The 26,720-nt window shown below is 51.3% G+C and carries 28 protein-coding genes and 1 pseudogene; 14 read left to right on the forward strand and 15 right to left on the reverse strand.

What is annotated here, in order from left to right; genetic code table 11:
- The first annotated feature begins 17 nt into the window (after positions 1-17).
- Both FFS57_RS18285 and FFS57_RS18290 read left to right on the forward strand, forming a co-directional pair.
- Positions 18-1,361, forward strand: coding sequence for an HD-GYP domain-containing protein (locus FFS57_RS18285; RefSeq protein ID WP_249384062.1), 1,344 nt, complete (start codon positions 18-20; stop codon positions 1,359-1,361).
- A 154-nt stretch (positions 1,362-1,515) separates the two neighbouring features.
- Positions 1,516-3,282, forward strand: a complete 1,767-nt coding sequence (locus FFS57_RS18290; RefSeq protein WP_249384063.1) for a PAS domain-containing hybrid sensor histidine kinase/response regulator — start codon at positions 1,516-1,518, stop codon at positions 3,280-3,282.
- Positions 3,283-3,375: 93 nt separating this feature from the next.
- Here FFS57_RS18290 and tyrS read toward each other — a convergent pair whose 3' ends face one another.
- Positions 3,376-4,578 (reverse strand): tyrosine--tRNA ligase, encoded by a 1,203-nt coding sequence (tyrS, locus tag FFS57_RS18295; protein ID WP_137939261.1) that lies wholly within the window; start codon positions 4,576-4,578, stop codon positions 3,376-3,378.
- Positions 4,579-4,840: 262 nt separating this feature from the next.
- On the opposite strand from tyrS, the gene FFS57_RS18300 reads away from it, so the two are divergent.
- From FFS57_RS18300 to arsC, 5 genes are all read left to right on the forward strand, one after another.
- On the forward strand, positions 4,841-6,103 hold the full coding sequence (locus FFS57_RS18300; RefSeq protein WP_171014053.1) for a peptidoglycan DD-metalloendopeptidase family protein: 1,263 nt from the start codon (positions 4,841-4,843) through the stop codon (positions 6,101-6,103).
- Between the two features lie 210 nt (positions 6,104-6,313).
- A complete protein-coding gene (locus FFS57_RS18305) occupies positions 6,314-7,222 on the forward strand; it encodes a metal ABC transporter solute-binding protein, Zn/Mn family (RefSeq protein WP_137939263.1) in 909 nt (302 codons plus the stop codon).
- Positions 7,219-7,944 carry a metal ABC transporter ATP-binding protein gene (locus tag FFS57_RS18310; RefSeq protein WP_137939264.1) on the forward strand — a complete coding sequence of 242 codons (726 nt, stop codon included), beginning with the start codon at positions 7,219-7,221 and terminating at the stop codon, positions 7,942-7,944. Before FFS57_RS18305 ends, FFS57_RS18310 begins: the two co-directional genes overlap by 4 nt.
- A gap of 5 nt (positions 7,945-7,949) precedes the next feature.
- On the forward strand, positions 7,950-8,777 hold the full coding sequence (locus tag FFS57_RS18315; RefSeq protein WP_137939265.1) for a metal ABC transporter permease: 828 nt from the start codon (positions 7,950-7,952) through the stop codon (positions 8,775-8,777).
- Between the two features lie 5 nt (positions 8,778-8,782).
- Positions 8,783-9,139 (forward strand): arsenate reductase (glutaredoxin), encoded by a 357-nt coding sequence (gene arsC, locus FFS57_RS18320; protein WP_137939266.1) that lies wholly within the window; start codon positions 8,783-8,785, stop codon positions 9,137-9,139.
- Positions 9,140-9,194: 55 nt separating this feature from the next.
- Here the strand turns inward: arsC and FFS57_RS18325 are convergent, their stop codons facing one another.
- From FFS57_RS18325 to FFS57_RS18370, 10 genes are all read right to left on the reverse strand, one after another.
- A complete protein-coding gene (locus FFS57_RS18325) occupies positions 9,195-9,887 on the reverse strand; it encodes a GAF domain-containing protein (protein ID WP_137939267.1) in 693 nt (230 codons plus the stop codon).
- Positions 9,888-9,982: 95 nt separating this feature from the next.
- Positions 9,983-11,272: a 23S rRNA pseudouridine(2605) synthase RluB gene (gene rluB, locus FFS57_RS18330; protein ID WP_249384064.1), complete on the reverse strand. Its 1,290-nt coding sequence runs from the start codon at positions 11,270-11,272 to the stop codon at positions 9,983-9,985.
- Positions 11,256-11,843, reverse strand: coding sequence for an SMC-Scp complex subunit ScpB (scpB, locus tag FFS57_RS18335; protein WP_502705928.1), 588 nt, complete (start codon positions 11,841-11,843; stop codon positions 11,256-11,258). Before scpB ends, rluB begins: the two co-directional genes overlap by 17 nt.
- 144 nt (positions 11,844-11,987) lie before the next feature.
- A complete protein-coding gene (locus FFS57_RS18340) occupies positions 11,988-12,809 on the reverse strand; it encodes a segregation and condensation protein A (protein WP_137939268.1) in 822 nt (273 codons plus the stop codon).
- Positions 12,809-13,663, reverse strand: a complete 855-nt coding sequence (locus tag FFS57_RS18345) for a DMT family transporter (protein ID WP_137939269.1) — start codon at positions 13,661-13,663, stop codon at positions 12,809-12,811. Before FFS57_RS18345 ends, FFS57_RS18340 begins: the two co-directional genes overlap by 1 nt.
- Positions 13,653-14,006: a LiaF transmembrane domain-containing protein gene (locus FFS57_RS18350; RefSeq protein ID WP_137939270.1), complete on the reverse strand. Its 354-nt coding sequence runs from the start codon at positions 14,004-14,006 to the stop codon at positions 13,653-13,655. The genes FFS57_RS18345 and FFS57_RS18350 overlap by 11 nt, the downstream gene beginning before the upstream one ends.
- Positions 14,007-14,081: 75 nt before the next feature.
- Positions 14,082-15,284, reverse strand: coding sequence for a tryptophan--tRNA ligase (locus tag FFS57_RS18355; RefSeq protein ID WP_137939271.1), 1,203 nt, complete (start codon positions 15,282-15,284; stop codon positions 14,082-14,084).
- 24 nt (positions 15,285-15,308) lie between these two features.
- On the reverse strand, positions 15,309-15,950 hold the full coding sequence (locus FFS57_RS18360) for a site-2 protease family protein (RefSeq protein WP_171014054.1): 642 nt from the start codon (positions 15,948-15,950) through the stop codon (positions 15,309-15,311).
- The gene (locus FFS57_RS18365; RefSeq protein ID WP_137939272.1) at positions 15,947-16,579 is read right to left on the reverse strand and encodes an L-threonylcarbamoyladenylate synthase; all 633 of its coding nucleotides are present in this window, start codon (positions 16,577-16,579) and stop codon (positions 15,947-15,949) included. The genes FFS57_RS18360 and FFS57_RS18365 overlap by 4 nt, the downstream gene beginning before the upstream one ends.
- 30 nt (positions 16,580-16,609) lie before the next feature.
- Positions 16,610-17,449 (reverse strand): 3',5'-nucleoside bisphosphate phosphatase, encoded by an 840-nt coding sequence (locus tag FFS57_RS18370; RefSeq protein WP_137939273.1) that lies wholly within the window; start codon positions 17,447-17,449, stop codon positions 16,610-16,612.
- Between the two features lie 288 nt (positions 17,450-17,737).
- Here FFS57_RS18370 and FFS57_RS18375 point away from each other — a divergent pair, with 288 nt between their 5' ends.
- From FFS57_RS18375 to FFS57_RS18390, 4 genes are all read left to right on the forward strand, one after another.
- On the forward strand, positions 17,738-18,289 hold the full coding sequence (locus FFS57_RS18375) for a septation protein A (protein WP_137939274.1): 552 nt from the start codon (positions 17,738-17,740) through the stop codon (positions 18,287-18,289).
- Positions 18,289-18,591 (forward strand): YciI family protein, encoded by a 303-nt coding sequence (locus FFS57_RS18380; RefSeq protein WP_137939275.1) that lies wholly within the window; start codon positions 18,289-18,291, stop codon positions 18,589-18,591. The genes FFS57_RS18375 and FFS57_RS18380 overlap by 1 nt, the downstream gene beginning before the upstream one ends.
- On the forward strand, positions 18,588-18,860 hold the full coding sequence (locus FFS57_RS18385; protein WP_137939276.1) for a BolA family protein: 273 nt from the start codon (positions 18,588-18,590) through the stop codon (positions 18,858-18,860). Before FFS57_RS18380 ends, FFS57_RS18385 begins: the two co-directional genes overlap by 4 nt.
- 71 nt (positions 18,861-18,931) lie before the next feature.
- Complete coding sequence (locus FFS57_RS18390; protein WP_137939295.1) at positions 18,932-19,711, forward strand: peptidylprolyl isomerase; 780 nt, start codon at positions 18,932-18,934, stop codon at positions 19,709-19,711.
- Between the two features lie 165 nt (positions 19,712-19,876).
- Here FFS57_RS18390 and aspS read toward each other — a convergent pair whose 3' ends face one another.
- The 4 genes from aspS to yoaA all read right to left on the reverse strand — a co-directional run bounded on the left by aspS (position 19,877) and on the right by yoaA (position 24,757).
- Positions 19,877-21,670, reverse strand: coding sequence for an aspartate--tRNA ligase (aspS, locus tag FFS57_RS18395; protein ID WP_137939277.1), 1,794 nt, complete (start codon positions 21,668-21,670; stop codon positions 19,877-19,879).
- Positions 21,671-21,718: 48 nt separating this feature from the next.
- Positions 21,719-22,336 carry a DUF502 domain-containing protein gene (locus FFS57_RS18400; RefSeq protein ID WP_137939278.1) on the reverse strand — a complete coding sequence of 206 codons (618 nt, stop codon included), beginning with the start codon at positions 22,334-22,336 and terminating at the stop codon, positions 21,719-21,721.
- Positions 22,337-22,350: 14 nt separating this feature from the next.
- Complete coding sequence (locus tag FFS57_RS18405; protein WP_137939279.1) at positions 22,351-22,623, reverse strand: FmdB family zinc ribbon protein; 273 nt, start codon at positions 22,621-22,623, stop codon at positions 22,351-22,353.
- 100 nt (positions 22,624-22,723) lie between these two features.
- Positions 22,724-24,757 carry a DNA repair helicase YoaA gene (gene yoaA / locus FFS57_RS18410; protein WP_137939280.1) on the reverse strand — a complete coding sequence of 678 codons (2,034 nt, stop codon included), beginning with the start codon at positions 24,755-24,757 and terminating at the stop codon, positions 22,724-22,726.
- Between the two features lie 112 nt (positions 24,758-24,869).
- On the opposite strand from yoaA, the gene FFS57_RS18415 reads away from it, so the two are divergent.
- The 3 genes and pseudogenes from FFS57_RS18415 to FFS57_RS18425 all read left to right on the forward strand — a co-directional run bounded on the left by FFS57_RS18415 (position 24,870) and on the right by FFS57_RS18425 (position 26,698).
- Complete coding sequence (locus tag FFS57_RS18415; RefSeq protein ID WP_137939281.1) at positions 24,870-25,454, forward strand: methyltransferase; 585 nt, start codon at positions 24,870-24,872, stop codon at positions 25,452-25,454.
- Positions 25,451-25,930 carry an AAA family ATPase gene (locus FFS57_RS18420; RefSeq protein ID WP_349306747.1) on the forward strand — a complete coding sequence of 160 codons (480 nt, stop codon included), beginning with the start codon at positions 25,451-25,453 and terminating at the stop codon, positions 25,928-25,930. The genes FFS57_RS18415 and FFS57_RS18420 overlap by 4 nt, the downstream gene beginning before the upstream one ends.
- Positions 25,920-26,698 (forward strand): annotated as a pseudogene (locus tag FFS57_RS18425) (tRNA(His) guanylyltransferase Thg1 family protein). The gene FFS57_RS18420 and the pseudogene FFS57_RS18425 overlap by 11 nt, the downstream one beginning before the upstream one ends.
- Positions 26,699-26,720: the final 22 nt, after the last annotated feature.

The raw sequence follows: 26,720 nt of genomic DNA on the forward strand, positions 1-26,720 counted from the left end.
TTTCACAATGGCCGGTAATGTTCAGCAAGCCCGGCCGACAACTGCTATGCTGGTATCGACATAACGTGATATTCAATCCCATCATGGCCGACACCACCAATGCGGAGTACATCACGCCGGACCAGTTATGTGCTGGGTTATACATTCACCTTGATTTGGGGTGGATGGATCACCCATTTCCACTGGGTAGTTTCAAGATCAAGAATGACGAACAAATTGAAACGATTCGTTCACTTGGACTGAATCGCATCCGCTTTGATCCCCGCAAAAGCGACACGAAGCCACTACCCCGTCAAGCACAGCCAACCACACCGCCACCCCCACCCGTACCCGCACAGGACAGCCCTGCTATCCAGGCAAAAAAAGCACGCTTGGAGAAACTGAATCAGCAACGAACTGCTATCGCAGAATGCGAGAAAAAATTTCACGGTGCTGCCACCGCCATCAAGAACATCACCCGCAACCTGTTCGCCCGTCCTGAAGAAGCGCTGCGAGAAGCCACCAAGCTGGTCGAAGGCATGGTGGATTCACTGCTATTGGATAAAGAAATTGCAATTCACTTGATGAGTGACAAAGTGGCCGGTGAAGAGGTGTACTTCCATTCACTGAACGTAGCAGTACTTGCCATGATGCTTGCAAAGGAGATTGGACTCCCAGCCGAGGACATTCGTGAATTGGGAATGGGGGCGATGTTCCACGACATCGGCAAAGTGGAAATCCCGGACAGAATATTGCTGAAAACCGAGCAATTGACCCATGCCGAACAGGAGTTACTACAACAGCACCCGATTTTTGGCCTGAAGATCGGAGCCAAGGTAGGTTTAAGCAAACGCGCAGCCGAGGTCGTACTACAACACCATGAATTTATTGACGGCACAGGCTACCCGTCACATCTTGCTGGCGATCAAATTGCACCTTTGGCAAAACTGCTATCCATTGTCAACATGTATGACAATCTCTGCAATTGCCCCAATCCGGCCAACTCATTGACACCGCATGAGGCCCTTTCTCAGCTGTTTGCGCTGCATCGCAACCACTTCGACGTCACCATGCTGAAGACATTCATCCGCTGCTTAGGCGTCTATCCACCGGGCTCCATCGTCAAACTGTCGAACGATGTGATAGGCATGATCCTGTCTGTCAATTCATCCAATCCACTTAAGCCCTGCGTAGTCGTATTCGACCCGAATGTCCCCAAAACAGAGGCCATTATTGTTGATCTGGCCCAGGAAGATGACCTGTCGATTGTCGCCAGCATTCGACCGGGCCAGCTTCCACGACAAATCCATGACTACCTGAGCCCACGCAAGCGGGTCAATTATTACTTTGATGGTGCTTCCAGCGCCTCCAAAAAGACGTGAGCAAGTTGTGGAAGCGACGCAAGCCTCACTGCAGGCCGCATTACTCGACTGCACAACCGATCTGTTAATTGCTGTTGATATCGCTTCGCAACAGGTTCTACATGCGAATCAAACAGCACTTCACAGGCTTGGTTACACAGCACAGCAGGTCTGCTTGCTATCCATTACAGATATTGAAGCGTCGCTCCAGGATGTTTTCTACTGGGATGCTGTCAGCGCTGGCTGCATTCAACCCGTATACCATGCCGAAGGGCAATTTCGTTGCGCCGATGGTCGCCTGATTGATGTTGATAAGCGTATCGCACCGGCTCAGGGAATTCAAAACGTCTTACTAATCTCAGCCAGGGATACATCCGCCCGTCAGCATATCGATCAGGAACTCGAGAAATCGACATCGATGTTGCGCGCTACGCTGGAAGCCACTGCCGATGGCATTTTGGTTACCGACATCACGGGCCGAATCGTCAATATCAATCATCGATTTGCCGATATGTGGCAACTTGATGACGATCTATTGGCCCGCCAGGATGATGGTGAGATTCTGGAGGCAATGACAGCACAGGTTTGCGATCCGGACAGTTATCTTGCAAGGCTGGTCGATATCACAGAAGACCCACACGGAGAAAGCGGTGACCTGATTGAGTTCATCGATGGACGGGTCTTTGAACGACACTCCATGCCACAGGCAATTCGCGACCATGTTGTTGGGAGAGTATTCAGTTTTGCCGACATTACCCATAGGGTACGTGCAGAATCCGCACTTCGCGAAGCACGTGATGAAGCTGAGCAAGCCAACCGCAGCAAAGCCGAGTTTCTATCACAAATGAGTCATGAACTCCGCACCCCACTGAATGCGATTATCGGATTCTCCCAAATACTTGCTGATGAGGTGAATGCCGACCAACAGACTACCTTACAGTACATCACCAAAGCTGGCTGGCATCTGCTCGACCTGATCAACGAGATTCTCGATTTCGCCAAGCTGGAAGCTGGCAAACTTTCGATTTCGCCTGAGACTGTCAATCTGCACGAGTTGATTGATGATTGCCTGACCTTAATCCAGCCAATTGCAAATCAATATGGCGTCAGCACCCTGTCTTCGCTGCCAAGCCCCAGATCCCCTGCACTGGTACGTGCTGATCGCACCCGCCTCAAACAAATGGTATTGAATTTGCTGTCAAATGGCTGTAAATACAATCGCCCACATGGCAAGGTCTTGGTCGAAATCCAAGCATCGGAAAAACAGACACGCATCTCTGTACGCGATACAGGTATCGGCATCAGCGAAACCGATCAGACGCGGCTTTTCCAAGCCTTTACACGTGTTGGTAACCGACAAAGCAAAATCGAAGGTACAGGCATTGGCTTGGCATTCACACGCCGCCTGGCGCAATTAATGGAGGGCGATGTTGGCATGCACTCTCAGGAAGGCAGCGGCAGCACCTTTTGGATCGATCTGCCAACCGCCTCAACAGCAATACCCGCACCATCCATGGTAGTGCCAGAACGAGCTTCCAGCCATCTGCGACAGCAATATTGCGTTCTATGTATTGAGGATGACCCAGCCAATCTACTCCTGCTGAAAGGAATTTTGGGCAAATACCGACCAGAACTGCACCTAGTGACAGCACAAACAGGCAGCGAAGGCCACGCCCAAGCATTGGAACACCAACCTCATCTACTGATTTCAGACATGAACCTACCGGACATGACTGGCAAAGACGCATTGACCATCATCAGATCAACCGACCGATTTTCCAATCTACCTGCCATTGCTTTGTCGGCCAATGCCCTGCCTGAAGATATACATGCCGGATTGGCAGCGGGCTTTAACTTATACCTGACAAAACCAATCAATTTTACCGATTTGATTGCCGCGGTTGATGCCATGCTGACAATAGCCGGCAACTCGACCGAGTAGCCGTGTCAATACCCGACACGCAACCAATCAATTACCCCGAAAACACGAAAAAAGCTGGCAAAGCCAGCTTTTGGGCGCAATACGGCAAGTGGCTTAAGCGAGCGTGACACGCGCAAATTTCCGCTTACCGACTTGAAGTACAACTGTGGTACCACGAGACAGTACCAAAGACTTGTCCACCACCTTTTCTCCATCGGCCTTCACGCCACCTTGCTCAATCATTCTTATCGCCTCGCCTGATGAGGTGACCAACCCAGCCTGTTTAAGCACATGCAGAATACCCATGCCATCGCCCTCAATCGTCAAGGTCAGCTCCGGCATATCCTCCGGTAGCGCACCGCGCTGGAAACGAGCCTCAAACTCCGCCAGCGCGGCCTCTGCAGCAGCCTGACTATGGAAACGCGCAACCAATTCCTGCGCTAACATCACCTTGACATCCCGCGGATTTCGCCCCGTGGCAACTTCTTGCTTCAACGCGGCAATCTCCATCAGCGGACGAAAACTCAACAGATCATACCAACGCCACATCAACTCATCTGAAACGGACATGACCTTACCGAAGATTTCGCTGGCCGGCTCATTGATTCCCACATAGTTACCCAACGACTTGGACATCTTGTTGACGCCATCCAGCCCCTCCAACAATGGCATCATCAATACCACCTGTGGAGACTGGCCATTTTGCTTCTGCAGTTCACGCCCCATCAACAGATTAAATTTCTGATCCGTTCCACCCAGCTCCACATCAGATTTCAACGCCACGGAATCATAACCTTGCATTAAAGGGTACAAAAACTCATGGATTGCGATCGGCTGATTTCCTTTGAAACGCCTGTCAAAGTCATCTCGCTCAAGCATGCGCGCCACAGTATGACTGGCCGCCAACTTGAGCATTCCAGCGGCACCCAGCTGTTCCATCCATTCAGAATTGAACCGGACTTCCGTCATCTCCGGCTTCAATATCTTGAATACCTGCTCGGCATAAGTTTTTGCATTGTCTGCAATCTGCTCCCTTGTCAGGGGTGGCCGAGTAGTGTTCTTACCACTGGGATCACCGATCATGCCCGTAAAATCACCAATCAGGAAAATAACTTGATGCCCAAGCTCCTGAAACTGGCGCATCTTATTGAGCAACACGGTGTGGCCCAAATGTAGATCCGGCGCAGTCGGATCAAAACCCGCCTTGATGCGAAGCGGCCGACCACTTTTAAGCTTTTCCAGCAGTTCCGCTTCAATCAGCAGCTCTTCGCAGCCACGCTTGATTTCATTGAGCGCTTGTTGACTATCCTGGGACATGGGGGAACTCTTTCTTCATCGTGAACTCTCAGGCACTCGTTGTGTTGTTGGTAGTTGCAACAACCATTAATCACGCATACGAAAGGTGTTTTCTGGCAATCACCACGACCTAAGTCATTGCCTGAATAACTATTTTACTTTGCATGCCAGCGCGTTTTGGGGTACCCTCACGCCTGTTTCAAGGGATTGAATGCAACGAATGTCGTTTCAAAAACCGCTAAATTTAACACAAAATTCCACGCAGAAGCCAAAGCACCACAAGTTGCGTTGGCTGATCGGACTCTCCAGCTTACCGCTGTTTGCCACCATCGGCGCATTTGCAATCGCCCCAATGAGTGAAATGGAGCCGATTGAAACCGCCATGGTCAGCGAGTCACTCAGACTCGCCCTGCCGGAAGACAACGCGCGATTGAATCAAGACAGCAGTTACTGGCGTGAAGAACGCGTTCGGTCTGGCGATACACTCCCCAGCATGCTGAACCGCATGCAGGTAAACGATAAAGAAGCCGAGGCTTTCTTACGCGGCGATGATAGCGCCAAACCCTTCTTCAAGCTGCGCGCTGGCCGCAATCTAAGCTCGCACAGCACAAGCGAAGGCAGACTACTTGAATTGCGCTATGTCGATACAGACGGCAACATTCTGTCGCTGACCCGCGACGGCGAGAGCTTCCGAGTCAATAATCACACGCCATCATATTCTACGATGACCGTGATGAAATCCGGCGTCATCTCCAGTTCACTATTTGCGGCTACTGACAAGGCGAACCTGCCGGATGCAGTTGCGGCCCAGCTGGTGGATATCTTTGGCGCCAACATCGATTTCCATAAAGACCTGCAGAAAGGCGACCGCTTCACAGTGGTGTATGACATGTTCACGCTGAATGGCGAACAGGTCAAACCTGGGAAGATTCTGGCAGCCGAATTCACCAATGCAGGCAAAACCTACCGAATGGTCTACTTCATTGATCGTGAAGGCAAGGAAGGCTACTACTCTGCTGACGGGAAAAATCTAAAAAAGGCGTTTTTACGCTCCCCGCTTGAGTTCTCCCGCATCAGCTCTGGTTTTACCGTTGCACGCTTCCACCCAGTCTTGCAAAAATGGCGTGCACATAAAGGCGTGGACTACGCAGCGCCAAGTGGCACCAAAGTAAAGGCCACCGCAGATGCAGTTGTTGAAGTCGCAGGCAAAATGGGTGGCTATGGCAACGTAATCATTCTTAAGCACAATGGCAAATTTAGTACTGTTTATGGACATCTGAGCGGCTTTGCACCCAATGTGCGCAAAGGAGCCAAAGTTAGTCAGGGTGAAGTCATTGGCTTTGTTGGACAGACCGGCTGGGCAACAGGACCACATCTTCACTACGAATTCCGCGTAGATGGCGAACCCAAAGATCCGCTAACTAACGTAGTTCCCATTGGCAATCAGCTTGCTACAGCCGACATGAATACATTCCGAAAAATAGCTGCAGAACGAAGCCATATGCTAGATCTATTACACGGTACCAACCTGGCCAGACTGGAGTAAGTCAATCCCAGCATTGAGTCAAATGCAATTGCCAGAAACATGGTGCTCACATCAAGCCCTCGGCCAACCGAGGGCTTGATGTTTTCCAAGTCGGGCAATTTGACTATCACATGCAGTCATAACCAATTCTCAGCGATTTATCGCATTCACTCCCTTCCCAAATAGAAATGGCTTTGATTCACGGATGGCAGATAGCTATAATGACTCCTTATGCAACCATGTTGCAATAACACCATTAAACCCATGAATTATCTTTTCCGTTTTACCACCGTGTTTGGAATCGCAATACTACTTTTCACCGCGTCCGCTACAGCGGTAACTTTCGTTTTTGTCAGCATTCCGCCACAGAAACAGTTAGTAGAGCGCGTTGGCGGTGTACGTGTCCAGGTCGATACCCTAGTCGCAGGTAATCGTGATCCACATACATTCGAACCGACACCCAGCCAACTCTCCAAACTGAGTCAAGCTCAGTTGTATCTGTATGTTGGAATGCCCTTCGAGCGAAGTTTACTAACTCGTATACAAAGCACGAACGCACGACTAAAGATGATTGATCACAAGGCTGGCATTATCTTACGCAAACAAGATGCCATGCTGGAACTTGAACATCATACAACACACGCCCACCACCCAGGCAGTCTTGATCCTCATGTTTGGACAACACCGAGCCAGATGAAACACATGGCTGCCACCGCACGAGATGCCCTGACCACAATCGACCCAGCAGGCAAGGCAGATTTTGATCATAATTTCAAAGCGCTTGCTCAAGAACTTGACATACTCGATGCCAACATCCGCCAAACATTACAGCAAGCAAAAGTCTCACGTTTCATGGTATTTCATCCATCTTGGGGCTACTTCGCCGACCAATACGGACTAACCCAAATCGCCATTGAATATGAAGGCAAAGAGCCCGGGGCAAAAACCGTAACTCGCATCATCAATCTGGCCAAACAACAGCAGATCAAAACCATCTTCGTCCAACCTCAATTCAGCCGCCGTGCGGCTGAAAACGTGGCACAATCCGTTGGCGCCCGAATTCTGGTCATGGACGACTTGGCACCAGACATGATTGGCAATCTGAAACTTATTGCCACCTCGCTGGCAAACAACCCATGACACCATCCGTTCTCATTGACAACCTGAGCTTCAACTATGGCGCGACCACGGTTCTGGATCGTATTAGTCTTGAAGTAAAACATCGTGATTTTCTTGGCATCGTTGGCCCAAATGGCGGGGGTAAAAGTACCCTATTGAAATTGATGTTGGGTTTATTAACGACAAACACCGGTGTTATTACACTATTTGGCAAGTCGCCCGCTGAGGCTGCCCGCGATATCGGCTACGTGCCTCAGTATGCAAGTTTTGCTCGAGACTTCCCAATCACCGTGGAGCACGTTGTCTTACAAGGTCGCCTAAAACCTGGGCGCTGGTTTCAACGATTCAACCATGAAGACCGACAACTTGCCGAACGCGCGATGCAAGAGACCGATGTATGGACTTTACGCAAGCGTACAGTCGACCAACTTTCTGGTGGTCAGTTACAGCGAGTACTGATTGCCCGCGCACTCACAACAGGCCCTCAATTACTGCTACTAGACGAGCCCACAGCCAGCATTGATATGCGCGCCGAAAAGAATATTTTTGACCTGTTGAAGCAACTGAATGAACGCCTTACGGTAATCATTGTGTCGCACGACATTGGCTTTATTTCGGATTATGTCAATCGAATTGCCTGTCTCAACCGAGAACTGATTTGTCATGATGCCCATGCCATTGATCCTGCCACGCTGGAGCGCATTTATGGCAAGCATGTTCACGCCATTGCTCACCATCATTAAAGACTATGTCCGGATTCCTTGACGCACTTCAACATCAAACCTTCATTCAGTACGCCTTGCTAGGTGGCTTATTAGCCAGCATCTGCTGCGGTCTAATCGGCAGCTATGTAGTAGTAAAGCGCATCAGCTATCTGGCAGGGGGCATTTCCCACACAATTCTGGGCGGCATGGGGATCGCCTATTTCTTTGGCAGCCACCCCATCAAGGGCGCTCTAATTGCTGCGTTGGCCGCAGCACTGCTGATTGGCTGGATCAGCTTGAAACTGAAACAGCATGAAGACACCCTGATTGGCGCCCTCTGGTCAATCGGCATGGCCGTCGGGGTGATCTTTGTCGCCAAGACACCTGGCTACAGTGTCGACCTGATGAGTTACCTGTTTGGCAATATCTTGATGGTTTCTGCACAAGATTTGTGGCTGATGGCGGGATTGGACACTCTGGTAGTCATACTGGTTTACCTGTTTCGCGAACAATTCCTGGCCGTCTGCTTTGATGAGGAATTTGCCCGCCTGCGTGGCATCCACGTCACATTTTTCTACCTGCTACTACTCTGCATGGTAGCCGTCACTGTCGTAGTCCTGATTCAAGTGGTTGGACTGATCTTGGTCATTGCGCTGCTCACACTGCCTGCAGCCATTGCCAGCCAGTGGGCACGTACGCTGTCCCACATCATGCTGATGGCCACTTGCCTAGGTGGATTATTCACACTTGGCGGCCTGGTCATTTCATATGAACCAGATCTGCCATCAGGTGCCACCATCATATTGCTGGCTGGCTGCAGCTATATAATCAGCTTGGTGCTATCCCAACTCAAAGCCAGCAGGAAAGGCTAAGTAGCATGTCTGTACGTATTTTTCACAATCCACACTGCTCAAAATCCCGACAAGCATTGGCCATCCTACAGGAGCATGGCATTGAAGTAGATATAGTGGAATATCTGACACAGCCTCCTTCCACATCCGAGCTCACTCTCTTATTGGCGCAGCTTGGCTTGAATGCGCGTGAACTCATGCGACACGATGAAGCAATCTACCAAATACTTCAACTGGATAACCCAACTCTGGACGAAGAGACATTGATTGCAGCCATGACGGCCAACCCGATTCTGATTCAACGACCCATTGCTGTCAGCAATGGCAAAGCAATCATTGCAAGGCCACCAGAACGCCTACACACACTATTGGGTGGCCATTGAAAACAAAAAGGGGCGATGAATGGCCCCTTTTTCATTCATCACACACGATACCCGATCAAATACTACGCTCAAGCACCTCAGCACTCATCAAACACAATGCCACCAATTCAGCCAACCGCAGCACGTCAAAAAAACCTGGTCGCACATCCTCAGCATCAATAATACCAAGGATAGCACCATCTCGTCCCAGAATAGGCAAACATGCTTCCGCCTGCACTGCCGGATCGCATGTGTAATAGGCCCCACCAGATGCAACATGCCTACCAACATCGCCAATGATCCGCGCCCGACCTGACAGACCTACCAAACTATTAGTGGAATGTGCAGCAAATACATCGGTTAATGGGAACACCGCTCGACTTGGATTACCACGGTATACCATCTTGACGAGACTTACTTCACCTGCAACTTGCCGTTTTTGATAAATCCCAACCCAATCCACGCGCTGAACACGCTGAACCTGTTCCACCCAGGCATCCAAATGGGCGAGTAAATACCGATTCTCCGTCGTATCTCCACCCAACACTGACCTCAGATCAAATGGTGTAGGCGCCAGTTCGTCAAACAGCGAACAACTTCCGTCCTCACTCAACATTGGCACGGGATAAGTCATTTTCACCCCATCCAGTGTTAATGGCGGACAATCCATCAATCTGGAGTAAGCTTGTTCACAATGTTCAACAAATACTGCATCGTGCAGGTATGTGGCCAAACCTGCTCGTTCAAGATACACGTGTAGTTCAGTCATAAGGCAAAAAAATCACTGATTGAGAAACCACAATCACGCTATTCGTGGCTGCCACTATTGATATCCACACTCAACACCCGCACCAGCAAACATGGTTACAAGCTAAGACCGGCCCACTTCAGCAACTTTTGAACATCCTGCGGCTCCAGTTCGGTCCAAGTTCCCCGCTTGAGGCGACCGGGCAAGGAGATCGGGCCAAACCGGACGCGGATCAAACGACTCACCGTGGTACCAAAGTATTCAAACATGCGTCGCACTTCTCGGTTACGACCTTCCCGCAGCACAACCCGGTACCAACGATTGCGCCCTTCACCGCCTTGATCGGAAATATGCTGAAAATGTGCCGGCCCATCATCCAACTCGATACCTTTGGTGGCCTCTTTCATTTGCTCCGGGGTCAACTCACCAAGAATGCGAACGGCATATTCACGGTCCACCTCAAAGCGAGGATGCATCATTTTGTTGGCCAACTCACCGGACGTGGTGAAAATCAACAACCCACTGGTATTGAAATCCAGACGTCCGACCGCTACCCACTTACTGCTTTGCACCGTTGGCAGACGATCAAATACTGTTGTGCGGCCATCCGGATCATCTCGGCTGACCAGCTCACCTTCCTGCTTATGGTACAAAATGACACGCGGCAAACGATCCGGCCACTTCAGAAAGACATTTTTGCCATCCACTCGGACTTTGTCGCCAAACGCAACTTTCTGGCCCAATGTTGCCACCGCACCATTGACTTCCACCTTGCCCGCCGAAATAAGTTCTTCCATTTCGCGACGGGAGCCTAAGCCAGTTAATGCCAAAATCTTCTGTAAACGCATATCCTCCAGCTTGCGCGGATCGACACGATGCTCACGCAGGTCATTGGCCCGCTTCTGTTCTTTCAAAGAGCCTGCGCGTTCGCGCATTTTACGTGCACGTGGCACATTTGGGCGATTAGGTGTATTGCGGCGCGGCACACCTGATTCTGCGCTACCCGCCTCGTCAATCACCTCGTCGTGAGACGCACGTTGCCGCCCCTCCGCCAATTGCCGACGATGCTCATCAGACGATTCAATATCCATTGCTACGCGGCGGCGGCCACGTCCACTACGTGCATCATCCATATTCCAGTCACTACGACTATGCCGGCCACCGGTAGGCTGCTGGAATGATCCACCTGTTAACGACTTACCCGGTACACCCTGCTGGCGACCACGCGGTCCGTTTCCAGGAGTTCGTCGCTGCTGATCACCTTCCGGGCTTACATTGGTGTCGGGCTGGCGATTACGGGGCACCGCATTGTCGCGACTTCGCCCGGCGGCAACACGGTCATTTGGTGTGCCGGATCGGAAAAACTGCTGGGTATTGCGCGGTGCGCGATTATTCGATCTGCTCAATTCGGGATTCCTCAGGGATAACGAGCTGGCCCAGCTCTGCCAGTGGTGGCAGATCTTTCAATGAATTAAGGCCCAAGTCGTCAAGAAACTTCTTGGTGGTAGCATAGAGGCCAGGTCGGCCCGGCACTTCTTTATAGCCGATTACATCAATCCAGCCACGGGTTTCCAGTGCCTTCATAACGTTGGTGGACACGGAAACGCCACGGATTTGTTCAATATCCCCACGCGTTACAGGTTGACGATAAGCAATAATAGCCAAGGTCTCCATTACTGCTCGAGAATAACGCGGAGGCTTTTCCGGGTTGAGTCGATCTACATGGCCCATGAATTCGGGGCGCACACGGAAACGCCATCCAGATGCCAACTCAACCAGCTCGATACCGCGATCCTGCCAATCATGTCGCAAGTCTGCCACTGCCTTACGAATGGCGTCTGCAGGCAACTCAACATCAAACAGTCGTTTGATGTCAAAGATTGACAAGGGCTCGCTTGTCGCAAACAAAGCGGCTTCAATCACCAGTTTGAGATGGGAATGGGTGGTCAATGCTGCAATCCAGGGCAAGATGCGCACGACCAGACAACTCAAGATGGTGTGGCATGAAAACCGTATATTCTAACGTCACACGCTGCCAGGAGATAGCGGCATGCTTCGATTTCATCGCGATCATACAATCTTGCCGCCTCTCAGTATACTTAACCTATCATGTACTCAGATCTACTCGGCAGCCATGACCACCCGATCCGCTGCTACACTCAGCCTGACATAGATTGGTGTGTAAGGCTTTTCCTGACTGACGAAGACCAGACTCTCCTTCACCAGCTCCAACACTGCGATGAAATTGACAACCAGTACGGGTCTGGTTGCCTCCAAATCAAACAACTGACAAAACTCGATGAACCGGCCATCAGCCAATAGCCGCAATATACGGGACATATGCTCCCGCACCGATAACTCTTCCCGCGTTACCTTGTGAGTACGATTAACCTGCGAGCGCGCAATGATAGCCATCCAAGCATCACGCAAATCATCAATACCCATGTCAGGAAGTCGCTGAATTGCAACGCGATCAATCATTGCACTTGCCCAAGCAAAATCACGCTCCGCCTGCGGCAATTGCTCAAGATTGAACGCTGCTAGCTTCATTTGCTCATACTCAAGCAAACGTCGCACCAATTCAGCACGCGGATCAATTCCCTCATCGTCGCCCACCACTGCCGGACGTGGCAACAGCATGCGCGACTTGATCTCAATTAATACAGCAGCCATCAACAGGTATTCAGCCGCCAGCTCCAGCCGATTCTGCTGCATCAATTCAATATAATCCAAGTATTGGGCGGTAATCCGTGCCATCGGAATATCGACGACATTGATGTTCTGCTTCCGGATCAGGTAAAGCAATAGATCCAATGGACCTTCAAAGGCCTCAAGAAAGACCCGCAATGCATCTGGTGGAATATACAGATCACGTGGCATTTCCAGCACGGGTTCGCCAAACAGGCTGGCAATCGGCGCTGCTTCGTTGACAACAGTATCCATTACACCAGAGCCGACTGTCGCGCAGGTCGACTGCCCAACCATGCTCCACCCAGAATCAATCCAAGCGATACCAGCGACATTGGGGTCAGCTCCGAACCACCCAACAATACCAATGAAGCCGTAGAAAGCAACGGTGTCAAGTAGGCCAATGTACCAATCATACGCGGGTCACCACGCTTCAACGCTGCATCCCACAGGAAGAATGCCGCACCCAAGGGGCCAATACCAAGCATGGCAATTTGAATCCATTCTGCAAGCACAGGCTGATAACTGGGCTCCAACAAGAGATGACAAAGCAATGCCAACATGCCAGATATGGCGCAAAACCCGCCAACAGCACTGGTTGGAAAAGCAGGCAGCCGCTTTGTCAACAAGGAGTAGACTGCCCAAATAACCGCGGCCGCGATAGCCAGTAAATAGCCCCAGGCATGATCCGCACGAATCTGCAAACCATCTCCGCCAACAATTAATAATGCCGCACCAGCAAAACCCAGTATGCCACCCAAAATATGGTTTACACCTATTTGGTAGCCAGGCAATAGCATTGGTGACAATAGTACCAATAACAAAGGCCATAGGTAATTCAGCAAATTAGCAGACAGGGCTGGAGACCAGCGTAAAGCCAGGAAAAGGCAAAAATGATAACCAAACAATCCCACGCACCCGATGAGCAATGTGCGGAGTGGCACACGCCATTCACGAATACGATGCACACTCCCCAAACTGCCAATCATCAAACTCAATCCAACCAACAAAAAAGGGGGGACGTTGGTAAGTTTCACACTCAAGGTCGCCAGACTTGCCCACAAAACTATGGCCGCCAATGCCAAGCCATTAGGCGATTTAGGGCTCATTGCGATCCAGTCGGCGTGAAGAACGGTTGTCCGATATGTCGGGAATTGACGGTGAACGTGCAATCAGCATCAACACACCTAACAACACCATCAACACTGGCAACTGCACTCGTAGGCTTAAATCAAAATGCTGTCTCAGGAATGTCGTCAACCCGGCACCAATCAATAACGGGCCGGTGATAACAGAGCTTTTGTTGATGCCATCAATCACCAGAATGGCCACGCCACCCGCAACGAACGCCGTAATCCAGAGCCAGCTGACCTCAGGAAAAAAATGAAACTCTTCCAACAGCCATGCCAAGCCAATGACAATCAACGCCACCGGTATTAATGCAGTTCTCACAACATCCAATCCCCAAACTGAAATTGAACAGGATGGCCATGCACTACTAACGACCATGGCCAACCAAGCGATTCATCAACTATAACCTAGGCCCATTGCCTCGCGCACATCACGCATGGCTTCCTGGGCCAGTTTACGGGCTTTTTCACAGCCATCGGCAATGATGTTCTTCACCAGCGTTGGGTCATCCAGATACAGTTGTGCGCGTTCCCGCATTGGTTCCTGCTCCTTCAATACAGCATCAATCACGGGCTGCTTACATTCTATACAGCCAATTCCCGCGCTCTTACAGCCTTGTTGTACCCATGCCCGGGTTTCATCAGCGGAATAGACTTCATGCAACTGCCACACAGGGCATTTGGCTGGATCACCCGGATCCGTGCGACGGACTCGCTGTGGGTCGGTCGGCATGGTACGAATTTTCTTGCTGACGGTGGTGGCATCTTCCCGCAAGGTGATGGTATTGCCATAGGATTTGGACATTTTCTGTCCATCCAACCCTGGCATACGGGAAGCCTCTGTCAGCAACGCATCCGGCTCGGATAGAATCATTTTCCCACCCCCTTCCAAATACCCGAACAGTCGTTCACGATCGCCATGGCTCAAGTTCTGCTGCTCACCCAGCAACGCTCGCCCTGCATCCAGCGCTTCGGTGTCGCCCTGTTCCTGATACCGGCTACGCAGCTCTTCGTACAGCTTGGCTTTCTTGCTGCCCATCTTTTTGATTGCAGCTTCGGCCTTTTCTTGATACCCGGGCTCACGCCCATACAAATGATTGAAGCGACGTGCAATTTCCCGAGTCAGCTCAATATGTGGCACCTGATCCTCACCCACAGGCACTTGATTGGCACGATAAATCAGGATATCGGCCGATTGCAGCAGTGGATAGCCCAGAAAACCATAGGTCGACAGATCTTTCTGGCTCAGTTTCTCTTGCTGATCCTTATAGGTTGGCACCCGCTCCAACCAGCCCAACGGCGTCATCATCGACAACAGCAGATGCAACTCGGCATGCTCTGGAACGCGTGATTGAATAAACAGTGTCGCCTGTGACGGATCCACACCTGCGGCCAACCAATCAATCACCATATCCCAGACACTTCTCTCGATGATCTGCGGATCATCATAATTGGTGGTCAGCGCATGCCAGTCTGCCACAAAAAACAAGCACTCATGCTCGCTTTGCAGCTTTACCCAGTTCTTCAATACCCCGTGGTAGTGCCCCAGATGCAGACTGCCGGTCGGGCGCATACCCGATAGGACTCGGTCTTGAAACATGTGTTGTATTCCGTCGTTCAGGTTTTAAATGATTAATGATAAAAAGCCGAGCGTAATCGCAAACAAGGGCTGCATGATGTATGTCAGGAGCCCCGTTACCATCAGCCCGATCAGAATGAACATGCCATAAGGCTCCAGCGCGGCCAAGGGCGTCGACAGGCTGCGTGGCAATAACCCTACTGCGATTCTGCCCCCGTCCAATGGCGGGATGGGCAACAGATTCAGCACCAGCAGCGATACGTTGATACTGACCCCCGCCTCTGCCATATAGGCCAGCGGTGCAGCAAAATAGTTACCTGGATTGGACACAGCCAGTTTGAACAACAATATCCAGCCGATTGCCATGATCAAATTAGCCGCAGGCCCAGCGGCGGCCACCCAAACCATATCGCGTAACGGATGGCGCAAATTCCTGAAATCAACTGGTACGGGTTTCGCCCAGCCAAACAGAAAATTCCCTAATGCAAGGCAGATCAAAGGCAACAGCACCGTTCCGACAGGATCGACATGACGGATCGGATTCAGACTCAACCGCCCCAATTGATGAGCGGTCCGATCGCCCAGACGCATCGCCGCATAAGCGTGTGCAGCCTCATGCAGGGTAATTGCAAACAATACAGGAATGGCATAAACACAAATTTTTTGAATCAGATTTAATTCGTTCACACGTCCTCCAAGCCGAACGGCTTGAGATTGCCATTCCCTTTTCTCACCAACACCGGCGAATTTTCCGTCAGATCCACGACAGTCGTCGGTTCCATACCGCAGTACCCACCATCCAACACCAGATCCACCTGATGTTCCAATAGGTCACGAATTTCATAAGGATCGGTTTGCGGGTACTCATCCCCTGGCAGCATCAGCGTTGAAGACAGTAATGGCTCACCCAGCTCTGCCAGCAAAGCTTGTACCACTGAGTGTTGCGGGACACGTAATCCGATGGTATTCCGCTTGGGATGCTGCAAACGACGAGGAACTTCTTTGGTTGCCATCAACAGAAAGGTATAACAGCCCGGGGTAGCCGATTTCAACAAGCGAAATTGCGCATTATCCACTCGGGCATAGGTAGCCAACTCGGACAAGTCTCGACAGACCAGCGTGAAGTGATGTTTATCATCTACATCACGAATGTGCCGGATACGATCAACCGCTTCCTTATTACCGATCTGACAGCCAATCGCATAACAGGAATCTGTCGGATAAACGATCACCCCGCCATCCCGAATGATTTTGACGGCCTGCCCAATCAGACGTGCTTGTGGATTGTCAGGATGAATGGAGAAAAATTGTGCCATGAGAAAAAGTGAAGGTAATCTGGCACCGAATCAACATTCGGGCCAGTTGTGCCAAATCGGCGTGACATTGGCGGGCAAATCCGGCAGGCTCCCCAGATCGCACCAGCCATCAAGAGGGCTGTGAAAATCCGAGCCACATGAAGCAGTCAATCCATGCTCAACTGACATACGGGCAAATTGCGAGACATGCTCGGCAGTGTGGTTGGAAGTAACAACTTCCAGCGCCTCTCCTCCAGCGGCCTTGAAATGAGCAATCAGGTCCAGCATCCGGGCTTTTCCAATCTCGTAACGCCCAGGGTGAGCAAGGACAGCTTGCCCGCCAGCAGCCCGAATCCAAGCAATTGCATCTGACATCTCTGCCCATTGATGAGGCACATAACCCGGCTTACCCTTGACCAGATATTTTTTGAAGGCTGTTTTCACATCCTTGACATGACCATTCTCCACAAGGAAGCGTGCAAAATGAGTACGCCCAACCATTTCCTTGTTGTCCGCCCGTGCCAACGCTCCGGCAAACGCACCCTGAATGCCCACGCGAGCAAGATCCTCACCCATTGCCTCAGCACGTCGTACTCGCCCGCTCCTGACATAAGCCAAACCGGCCAGTAAGACTGCATTTTCAGGATCGATATTCAAACCGACAATGTGCACCGTAATTCGATCCCAGCTGACAGAGATTTCCACACCCGGTACAAATCGCATACCCGCAGATTCAGCCGCCACCCGTGCCTCAGCTAAGCCACGTACATCATCATGATCCGTCAATGCCCATACCTCACAGCCCCGGGCAGCCGCACGCGTAGCGACCTCTGCGGGCGGCAAAGCGCCGTCAGAACAATTGGAATGGCAATGCAGATCAATCTTGGGCATGATAAGTGACAATATGAAATCCTCTACATGGTAACAAAATAAGCCACATGGACCAATCAATGGGGATGGTTTACCTGAACTTTGATCTTTCCGTTTGGCCTGGGCTCAAGTAATGACACACACTTTACCAAGCACACCCGAAGGAACCATGACCACATCATTGCATCAATCCTCACTCGACAAACTATCCGAGCAACCAGGGAACTGTTCGCCTCAGATCAAGTCTATTTACACCTTTATCCTGTTGATCGTGGACAAGCTGTTAGACCCATTGCATAATCGCCCGCTATGAAATTTCTGTTCGACTTATTTCCAATCATCCTGTTTTTTGCAACGTACTTTGTCACCAATAATGACATCTACGCTGCAACAGGCGTAACCATCATCGCCACCATTGCACAAGTGGCCTGGACCTGGCTCAAGCACCGGAAGGTAGATGGCATGCTTTGGCTGTCGTTGGGCCTGGTCGTTGTGCTCGGTGGCGCCACGCTGTTGCTCCATAACAAGACTTTCATCATGTGGAAGCCAACTGCACTGTACTGGGCCTTTGCAGTGGTATTGTCGATTGCCAAATTGGCATTCAACAAAAACCTGATCCGCAGTGTCATGGACAGCCAGATGAGCTTGCCAGATCCAGTCTGGTCAAAATTGATGTGGTCCTGGGTTGGCTTCTTCCTGATGATGGGTGGTATCAATCTACTGGTTGCCTTCAATTTCAGTGAAGCCACTTGGGTCAGCTTCAAAATGTTTGGCGGCCTGGGCCTGATGCTGGTATTTGTGATCCTTCAGAGCCTCATGCTGTCGAAATACATCGAAGACGCCCCCGAAAAGAATGACTGATGCTCTACGTAATGATTGGCACTGATGCCCCAGATTCGCTTGATACCCGCTTAAGCGTGCGCGCAGCACACCTGGCTAGATTACAAGCCCTTCAAGATGCAGGCAGGTTACTTGTTGCTGGCCCCTGTCCAAGTATCGACAGCCCTGACCCTGGCCCTGCTGGATTCAGCGGCAGCATTGTCATTGCTGAATTCGATTCACTTGAAGCGGCGGAGCGTTGGTTTAACGATGATGTATATGTCACAAAAGGCGTCTTCAGCCACATCTCCGTCAAGCCATTCAAAAAGGTGCTGCCCACATGATCAGCACACCTATCGAAGCATTGATGCGAGAACGCTTGAGCGTGCTCGCGCCTGAATCGATCGATATTCAGGATGAATCATCCCAGCATGCCGGCCACGAAGGTGCCAAGGGCGGTGGCGGGCACTACTGGATGACTATCGTATCGGCAACGTTTACCGGTCACAGCCGGATTGAACGCCACCGCCTGATCTACGATGCATTAGGCGATCTGATGCAACAGCGCATTCATGCGCTAAGCATCAAAGCTTATACGCCAGAAGAAATGTAACCCCAATAAAACATATTCACTCTAATCAGGACCAACCACACATGAAACTGACTACCCGTCTGATCGTTGCAATGACTGCCGGCGCGCTGGCTGCTACTGCCATTGCAGAAGAAACCAAGCCTGCTGCCAACGGCAATATTGCCGTGGTCAACGGCGTTGCCATTCCACAAGCCAAGCTGGAAGCTCAGCTGAAGGTATTGGCAGCACGTGGCCAGAAAGATTCCGCTGAATTGCGCAATGCGGTTAAAGACAGCCTGATCACCGGCCTGCTGATCGAACAGGAAGCAGCGAAGAAAGGCTTAGACAAATCCGCGGAAGTACTGGCCGAGCTGGAAGTCGCCCGCCAAGGCGTACTGTTCCGCGCGTTCGTACAAGACTACTTCAAGAGCCATCCGGTTGCAGATGCTGAAATCAAGGCTGAATATGACAAGTTTAAAGAAGCCCAAGCCGCCAATGGCAAAGAGTTCCGCGCACGCCATATTCTGGTAAAGGAAGAAAAGCAAGCCAAGGATCTGCTCGCTCAACTTAAGAAAGGTGCCAAGTTTGATCAACTGGCCTCTAAGCACTCTGAGGACAAGGGCTCCGCCGCAAAAGGTGGTGATCTGGACTGGAGTACGCCGGGCAATTATGTAAAGCCGTTTGCTGATGCCATGACCAAACTACAAAAGGGCCAAGTCACCCAGGAGCCGGTGAAGAGTGAGTTTGGCTACCACATCATCAAGCTGGAAGACACTCGCGAAGCACCTGTACCGTCACTGGACGAAATGAAGCCGCAGATTGCTCAGTTCCTGCAGCAAAAACAGTTGGAAAGCCTGATGAAAGACCTACGTGCGAAAGCCAAGGTTGAGTAATCCTTCCGCAACAATGTGAACTTCAAAGGAGCCTTCGGGCTCCTTTTTTATCGACACCACCCCATCGAACCGGGAAAGCACCAAAACCATCCAATCGATGGCACTGGACAAGCAAACAAAAACGCCGTCATTTGACGGCGTTTTTCAGCTGAGCACTACCAACAATCAGGCAGTCGTTTCAGCTTTCTGACGGAGTCGAATACCCACTTCACGCAACTGCTTTTCATCAACCTCGTTTGGCGCATTGGTCAACAGACATTGCGCTCGCTGGGTTTTCGGGAAAGCAATTACATCACGGATCGACTCCGCCCCCGCCATCAGTGTAACCAGACGATCCAGGCCGAATGCCAAGCCTCCATGTGGTGGTGCACCATACTTGAGATTGTCCAGCAGGAAGCCAAACTTGTTTTGCGCCTCTTCGGGACCAATCTTCAACGCATCGAAAACCTTGGACTGTACATCTGCACGATGGATACGAACGGAACCACCGCCAATTTCCCAACCGTTCAACACCATATCGTACGCACGAGCACGGCAGGCACCCGGATTGCTTTCCAGCCAATCTTCGTGACCAAATTTCGGACTCGTGAACGGGTGATGACATGCGACCCAACGATCCCCCTCCTCGTCATGCTCAAACATTGGGAAGTCAACAACCCACAGAGGTCGCCATTCCCTGACGAAATAACCACCAGCCTCGCCCTTTTCATGGCCGATTTTGATACGCAGCGCACCAATCGCCTCGTTAACTACCTTGGCCTTATCTGCACCAAAGAAGATCAAGTCACCGTCCTCTGCAGCAGTACGCTCAATAATCGCCTTCAACGCTGCCTCAGTTAGATTCTTGACAATTGGCGATTGCAGGCCCATATCGTTCAACTGGGCCTTGTCATTAACTTTGATGTAAGCCAGGCCCTTGGCGCCATAGATGCCAACAAACTGAGTGTAGACATCAATCTCCGAACGGCTCAGTGCCGCACCTCCGGGAATGCGCAAACCAACGACACGACCGCCTTCCATATTGGCCGCACCGCTGAATACCTTGAACGGTACATCCTTCATGACATCCGTCAGCTCAGTGAACTGCAATGAGACACGCATGTCCGGCTTATCCGAACCATAATAGAACATGGCATCGTCGTATGTCATACGCGGGAACTTGCCAAGATCAATGCCGATTGCTTCTTTGAACACATGCACAGCCATCGACTCGGTGATGTCCATGATCTGCTCTTCGTTCAAGAACGAGGTCTCCAAGTCGATCTGGGTGAATTCAGGTTGGCGATCCGCACGCAAATCTTCATCACGGAAACACTTGGTGATCTGGTAATAACGATCAAAACCCGCCACCATCAGCAACTGCTTGAACAACTGTGGCGATTGCGGCAGTGCGAAGAACTGGCCGGGATGCACACGAGACGGTACTAGATAGTCACGTGCGCCTTCCGGGGTGGAGCGGGTCAGCATCGGCGTTTCAATATCGATGAAGCCAGCCGAATCCAGATAGTTGCGGACCAACAGTGCTACCTTGTAGCGCAAGCGTAGATTCTTTTGCATGTCTGGACGACGCAGGTCCAGCACACGATGCAGCAGTCGGGTATTTTCCGACAGGTTATCGTCATCCATCATGAAAGGTGGCGTGATCGACGGATTCAGAATCTCGATTTCCTTTGCCAGCACTTCAATCTCACCAGAAACCAGGTTTGCATTCGTGGTGCCATCCGGCCGGCGGCGCACTTTACCTTGAATTTGCACGACAAATTCGTTCCGCAAACTATCAGCAACAGCAAATGCTGCTTTGGTATCCGGATCGACTACGACCTGAACCAGGCCCTCGCGATCGCGCAAGTCGATGAAAATTACGCCGCCGTGGTCACGACGACGGTGCACCCAGCCTTGCAAGGTGACGATTTGATCCAGATATTGTGTGTCGATCAGACCGCAGTAGTTGGTACGCATTTTTTCTAACCTGATGGATGGATTTGGAAAAATGGAATACCGGCTGGTTTAGCCGGCGTTCGAATTATTACTATTGCCATTGGGTGCAACGACACCCATGGAGATGATGTATTTCAATGCCTCGTCAACACTCATGTCGAGTTCGACAACATCCTTCTTCGGCATCATCAGAAAGAAACCGGAAGTTGGATTGGGTGTAGTGGGGACATAGACGCTGACATAGTCGTCGCCAGCCAGATGTCTTGCCACGTCACCACCGGGAGTACCTGTCAGAAAGGCGATGGTCCAGGCGCCCTGATGCGGGTATCGCACAAGCAATGCCTTGCGAAATGCCTGACCACTGCTGGAGAACAGTGTATCGGACACCTGCTTGACGCTTGAATAGATCGATTTGAAGATGGGAATGCGATGAAACAATGACTCCCAGAAATCAACCAATCGTTGGCCAATGATATTGGCGGTCAACAACCCAGTCAGAAAGACGAAAAGCACCGTCAAAATAGCACCTAGGCCAGGGATGTCATATCCCAATACGGCCTTAGGGCGAAACTGCTCTGGCAATAGCAGCAGGCTCTTGTCCATGGTACCGATGAGTGTATTCAACACCCATAGCGTGATCCCCAACGGCACCCAGATCAGCAGCCCAGTGATAAAGTATTTTTTCATTCAGAGGGTCGTGATCAATGACACGCGCAGCTGCCGCCACAGGGCGTGCTGGCTGGTGCACTTTCGGTTGTACTACTCGAGGTGGTAGCAGCAGTAGCGCCGCTGCCACCCTTGAAGTCAGTGGCATACCAGCCAGAACCCTTCAGTTGGAAACCAGCAGCGCTCAACATTTTGGAAAACGTGGCCTGATTGCAGGAAGGGCAGACGGTCAATGGCGAATCACTCATTTTTTGCATGACTTCTTTTTGATGGCCGCAGCTCGAGCAACGGTATTCGTAGATCGGCATGATTTCGCTCCTGGCAACAAATGACTAGGCGTAAAAGCCCGGAAGTATAACATTGAGATGCGAAAGTCCCCAACTCGGGGACGCACTGCACAATATTGGGTCAATCTCGATCATTTTCAATTACTTGAGGCACATCTAGCGCATCATCAGCTTGGCGACGCAACGCAATTTGCGCAAAGAAGCGCGGCACGACGTTTGCATCCCGGGTTTTCAGCATTGGCGGCAAGCTCTGCCAGATGCGCTTGCCATAGGGTTTATCGACCAGCCGCGTGTCACAGATGATCAGCACACCCGAATCGCGTTCGTCACGAATCAAGCGTCCAGCACCCTGTTTTAGGGTAATGGCAGCCCGCGGCAACTGATACTCGATGAAGGCATTGCGACCAGCCTTATTGATCTGATCCACCCGTGCCGACAGCACGGGATCATCCGGCGGTGCAAATGGCAGCTTATCGATCACAACCAGCTGCAGTGCATCACCTTTCACATCAATACCTTCCCAGAAAGTTTGACTGGCGACCAGGATGGCGTGATCGGCAGCACGAAAGCGTTCCAACAATTCGGTACGGGAACCCTCACCCTGTAGTAGCAGTGGATAGGCCAAACCCTCTTCCTCCAAACGGGCCTTGACCATCTCGTAGGCTTCACGCATGGCACGCAAGCTGGTGAACAACAGAAATGCCCTGCCCTCACTCACCTTCAGCGCTGGCCACGCTTCGTTTACCACTGCAGCAGTAAACTCGCGTGAATTCGGTTCCGGCATGTGCTTGGGGACATACAGCAGTGCTTGGGATTTGTAATCGAATGGGCTGTCCCAACACCCAGTGGCCGCATCAAACAGACCCAATTCGTAACAATAATGTTTGAAATCGCCATTAACCGCCAAGGTAGCCGAGGTAAACACCCAGGCCCGCTTCTGGATATTGATCTGCTTTCGGAAAACCTCAGCCACGTCCAAAGGCGTACTGTTCAATTGAAATGCGTGGCTGAATACCTCCACCCAAAGTACTGATTCACTCTCTCGGCATGGCTTGATCTCACCTTCTGCAACCTCAGGCTGTTCAATCGGGCCTGCCTGCCAAGCATGTAACAGATCGTTCAACGCCATGGCACGCTCGTAGCAGCTTTTCAAACCTTCACCTCGCTCAGCCTGTATTTCCAGTAAATTCAACAGGTCAATCAAAGCCGATGCCAAGTCATCCAGGGCGGTATTGAACTTGTCATTGTTGGATAATGCATGTTTGGGCAAACGTACATTGTCCTGCTCAAACACCAGTCGGAAATCCTTGATCGCCTTTTCCAGCTTGCCACAAGCGACGGGCAAGGCTGGAAAATCTTTGGCTTCGGTCAATGCTTCAGCACGGCTATCGCGCGCCAGTTCCAGCAATTGACCACTGGATAGATTGTTGCCGAAAAACAGGCTGGCGACTTCCGGCAGTTGATGGGCCTCATCAAAAATGACGGTATTGCAGGCTGGTAGCAACTCACCCGCACCTTCGTCACGTAGCCAGACATCCGCAAAAAAGAGATGATGATTGACCACCACCACATCGGCTGCCATAGCCTCCTTGCGGGCCTGCATCACAAAGCATTCCTTGTGATAAGGGCAGTCGGCACCCAGGCAATTTTCCTTGGTGGAGGTAACATGTGACCAGATCGGTGCGTTTTCCGGCACACCGGCGCACCCGCTTTTATCACCTGTTGAGGAGGTATTTTTAAAGGAGCGGATCAACTGCAGGTGCCTGATATCGTCCCGCGACATGAAGCGGCCATCCATTGCCGCTTTTTCCAAATGGTAGTGACATACGTAATTGGCACGGCCTTTCAACAAGGCAATCGTGACGGGCACCTTCAGCGCCTGACGCACTGTTGGGATATCACGCTGAAACAACTGATCCTGCAGCGTTTTGGTACCGGTGGAAATGATGACTTTACCGCCAGAGGTCAGTGCTGGCACCAGGTATGCATAGGTTTTTCCCGTGCCCGTACCCGCCTCGGCAACCAGAATACCTTGGCTTTCGATGGCATCGTGTACCGACTGGGCCAGTTCGCGCTGTTGGCGGCGCGGCCGAAAACCAGCAATTGTCTCGGCCAAAGGCCCGGTCTCGCTGAACAGAAAATCGAGGTCCGCCATCGTCTCACGCTACAATCAAACGCCTAATAGTACCAGAAGCCGACGTTCAACCTTGCATGACTCACGGCCTCCTCCAACAACCACCTTTCTGATCGAATCAAGGCCCTTCACCATGGCACAAGACAGTTCCCTACCCGAATTCTGGGAAACACGCTACCAAACACGAGCCACCCCCTGGGATGCAGGCCAGGTTCCACCCACCCTATTGCATTGGCTTGCCGCACAACAGCCGGGGCGCGTATTGATTCCCGGCTGCGGCAGCGGCCATGAAGTAATCGCATTCATCGAAGCCGGCTGGGATGTCCTCGCCATTGATTTTAGCGAAGGTGCCATCCAGCAAGCACAACAGACACTGGGCTCATATGCAAAGCACGTTCAATTTGGTGACTTCTTCAAATTTGATATTGGCCTGCGATTCGATCTGGTCTATGAACGCGCGTTTCTTTGTGCCCTGCCTCGGTCTCTGTGGGTGGATTACGCCCATCGACAAGCAGCGCTTCTGAGAGAAACAGGCTTACTGGCCGGCTTCTTCTTTTTGAAAGACACCCCCAAGGGCCCACCCTTCGGCACCAGCCAAACAGAACTGGACAGTTTGTTGAGTACACAATTCAAGCTGATCGAATCAAGACGGGCACCCGAATCCATCCCGGTGTTCGTGGACCATGAGTGGTGGCAAGTTTGGGCTAAACAAGCATGACCGAACAATGCCAACATCAAACCGGCATGGAAGCCGTGATCCTGATTGGACTACAGGCAACTGGCAAATCTACCTTTGTCAAACAACGACTGTATGACACCCATCTACGCCTTAATCTGGACATGCTGAAAACTCGCCATCGTGAAGCCTTGTTGTTGAACTGCTGTATTCAGGCCAAGCAGTCATTCGTTGTCGACAACACCAATCCGACGGCGACCGATCGTGCCCGCTACATCCAGCCAGCCAAGGCTGCCGGATTTAAGATCGTAGGGTACTATTTCAGTTCGAAACTGGAGGACGCGTTGGTTCGCAACACTCATCGCCCCACACATCAGCAAGTACCTGACGCCGGTTTGCGCGCCACTTTGCGCAAGCTGGAACGACCCAGCTATAAGGAAGGGTTTGATCACTTGTACTATGTATCACTGGACACAGCAGCAGGTTTCTTGATTCAGGAATGGCAACGTGAAGTTTGATGAACTCGACCAAAGGATGCGCGTATTCGAAACCACCCATGACCATTATGTTTTACCAAGCTTACAGATGGTGGTGCGCTTGGATGGACAGGGATTTACCCGACTGACTAAGGATCTGTGTAACTTTGAAGCACTTTTTCACTCTGGTTTTCGGGATATGATGATCGAAACCGTCAAGCATCTTCTGATGGGTTGCGGCTTTCAGGTCATTTACGGTTACAACCAAAGTAATGCGATCTCTCTACTACTCCATCCGCACGAAAACGCGTTTAACCGCAAGCTACACAAGTATCAATCGATCCTAGCTGGTGAGGCCAGTGCCAAGTTTTCCTTGTTATTGGGTCGTGTCGCGTGCTTCGACTGCCGAATATCGCAGCTACCATCCAACCCACCGGTTGTCGACTACTTCCGCTGGTGACACGAAGATGCCCATCGCAATGCACTGAACGCGCATTGTTACTGGTTGTAACGCCAACAAGGCATCAGTCCAAAAGTGGCGTTTCAACAGATCGAACGCCTATCGATGGCAGAAAAGAATGAATTCCTGTTCCAGCAAGGCATCAACTTCAACACCAGCCCAACTTGCAAAAATGAGGGGTGGGCGTGTATTGGAACCATATGACCAAACAGGGCTTCAACCCGAAAACCGGCGAAACCACTGCCACCCAACGCATCAGTCTGACAGTCGACATGGAGCTGCCCATGCGCGGCGAGTACAGCCTGTTTATTGCGCAGCGTCTCGAACAAACCCAGAACAAACAGGACTGACAAAAAGTGCGAGCAGCACAAT

Origin of the sequence: Chitinivorax sp. B (assembly GCF_005503445.1) — a bacterium.
Lineage (GTDB): Bacteria > Pseudomonadota > Gammaproteobacteria > Burkholderiales > SCOH01 > Chitinivorax.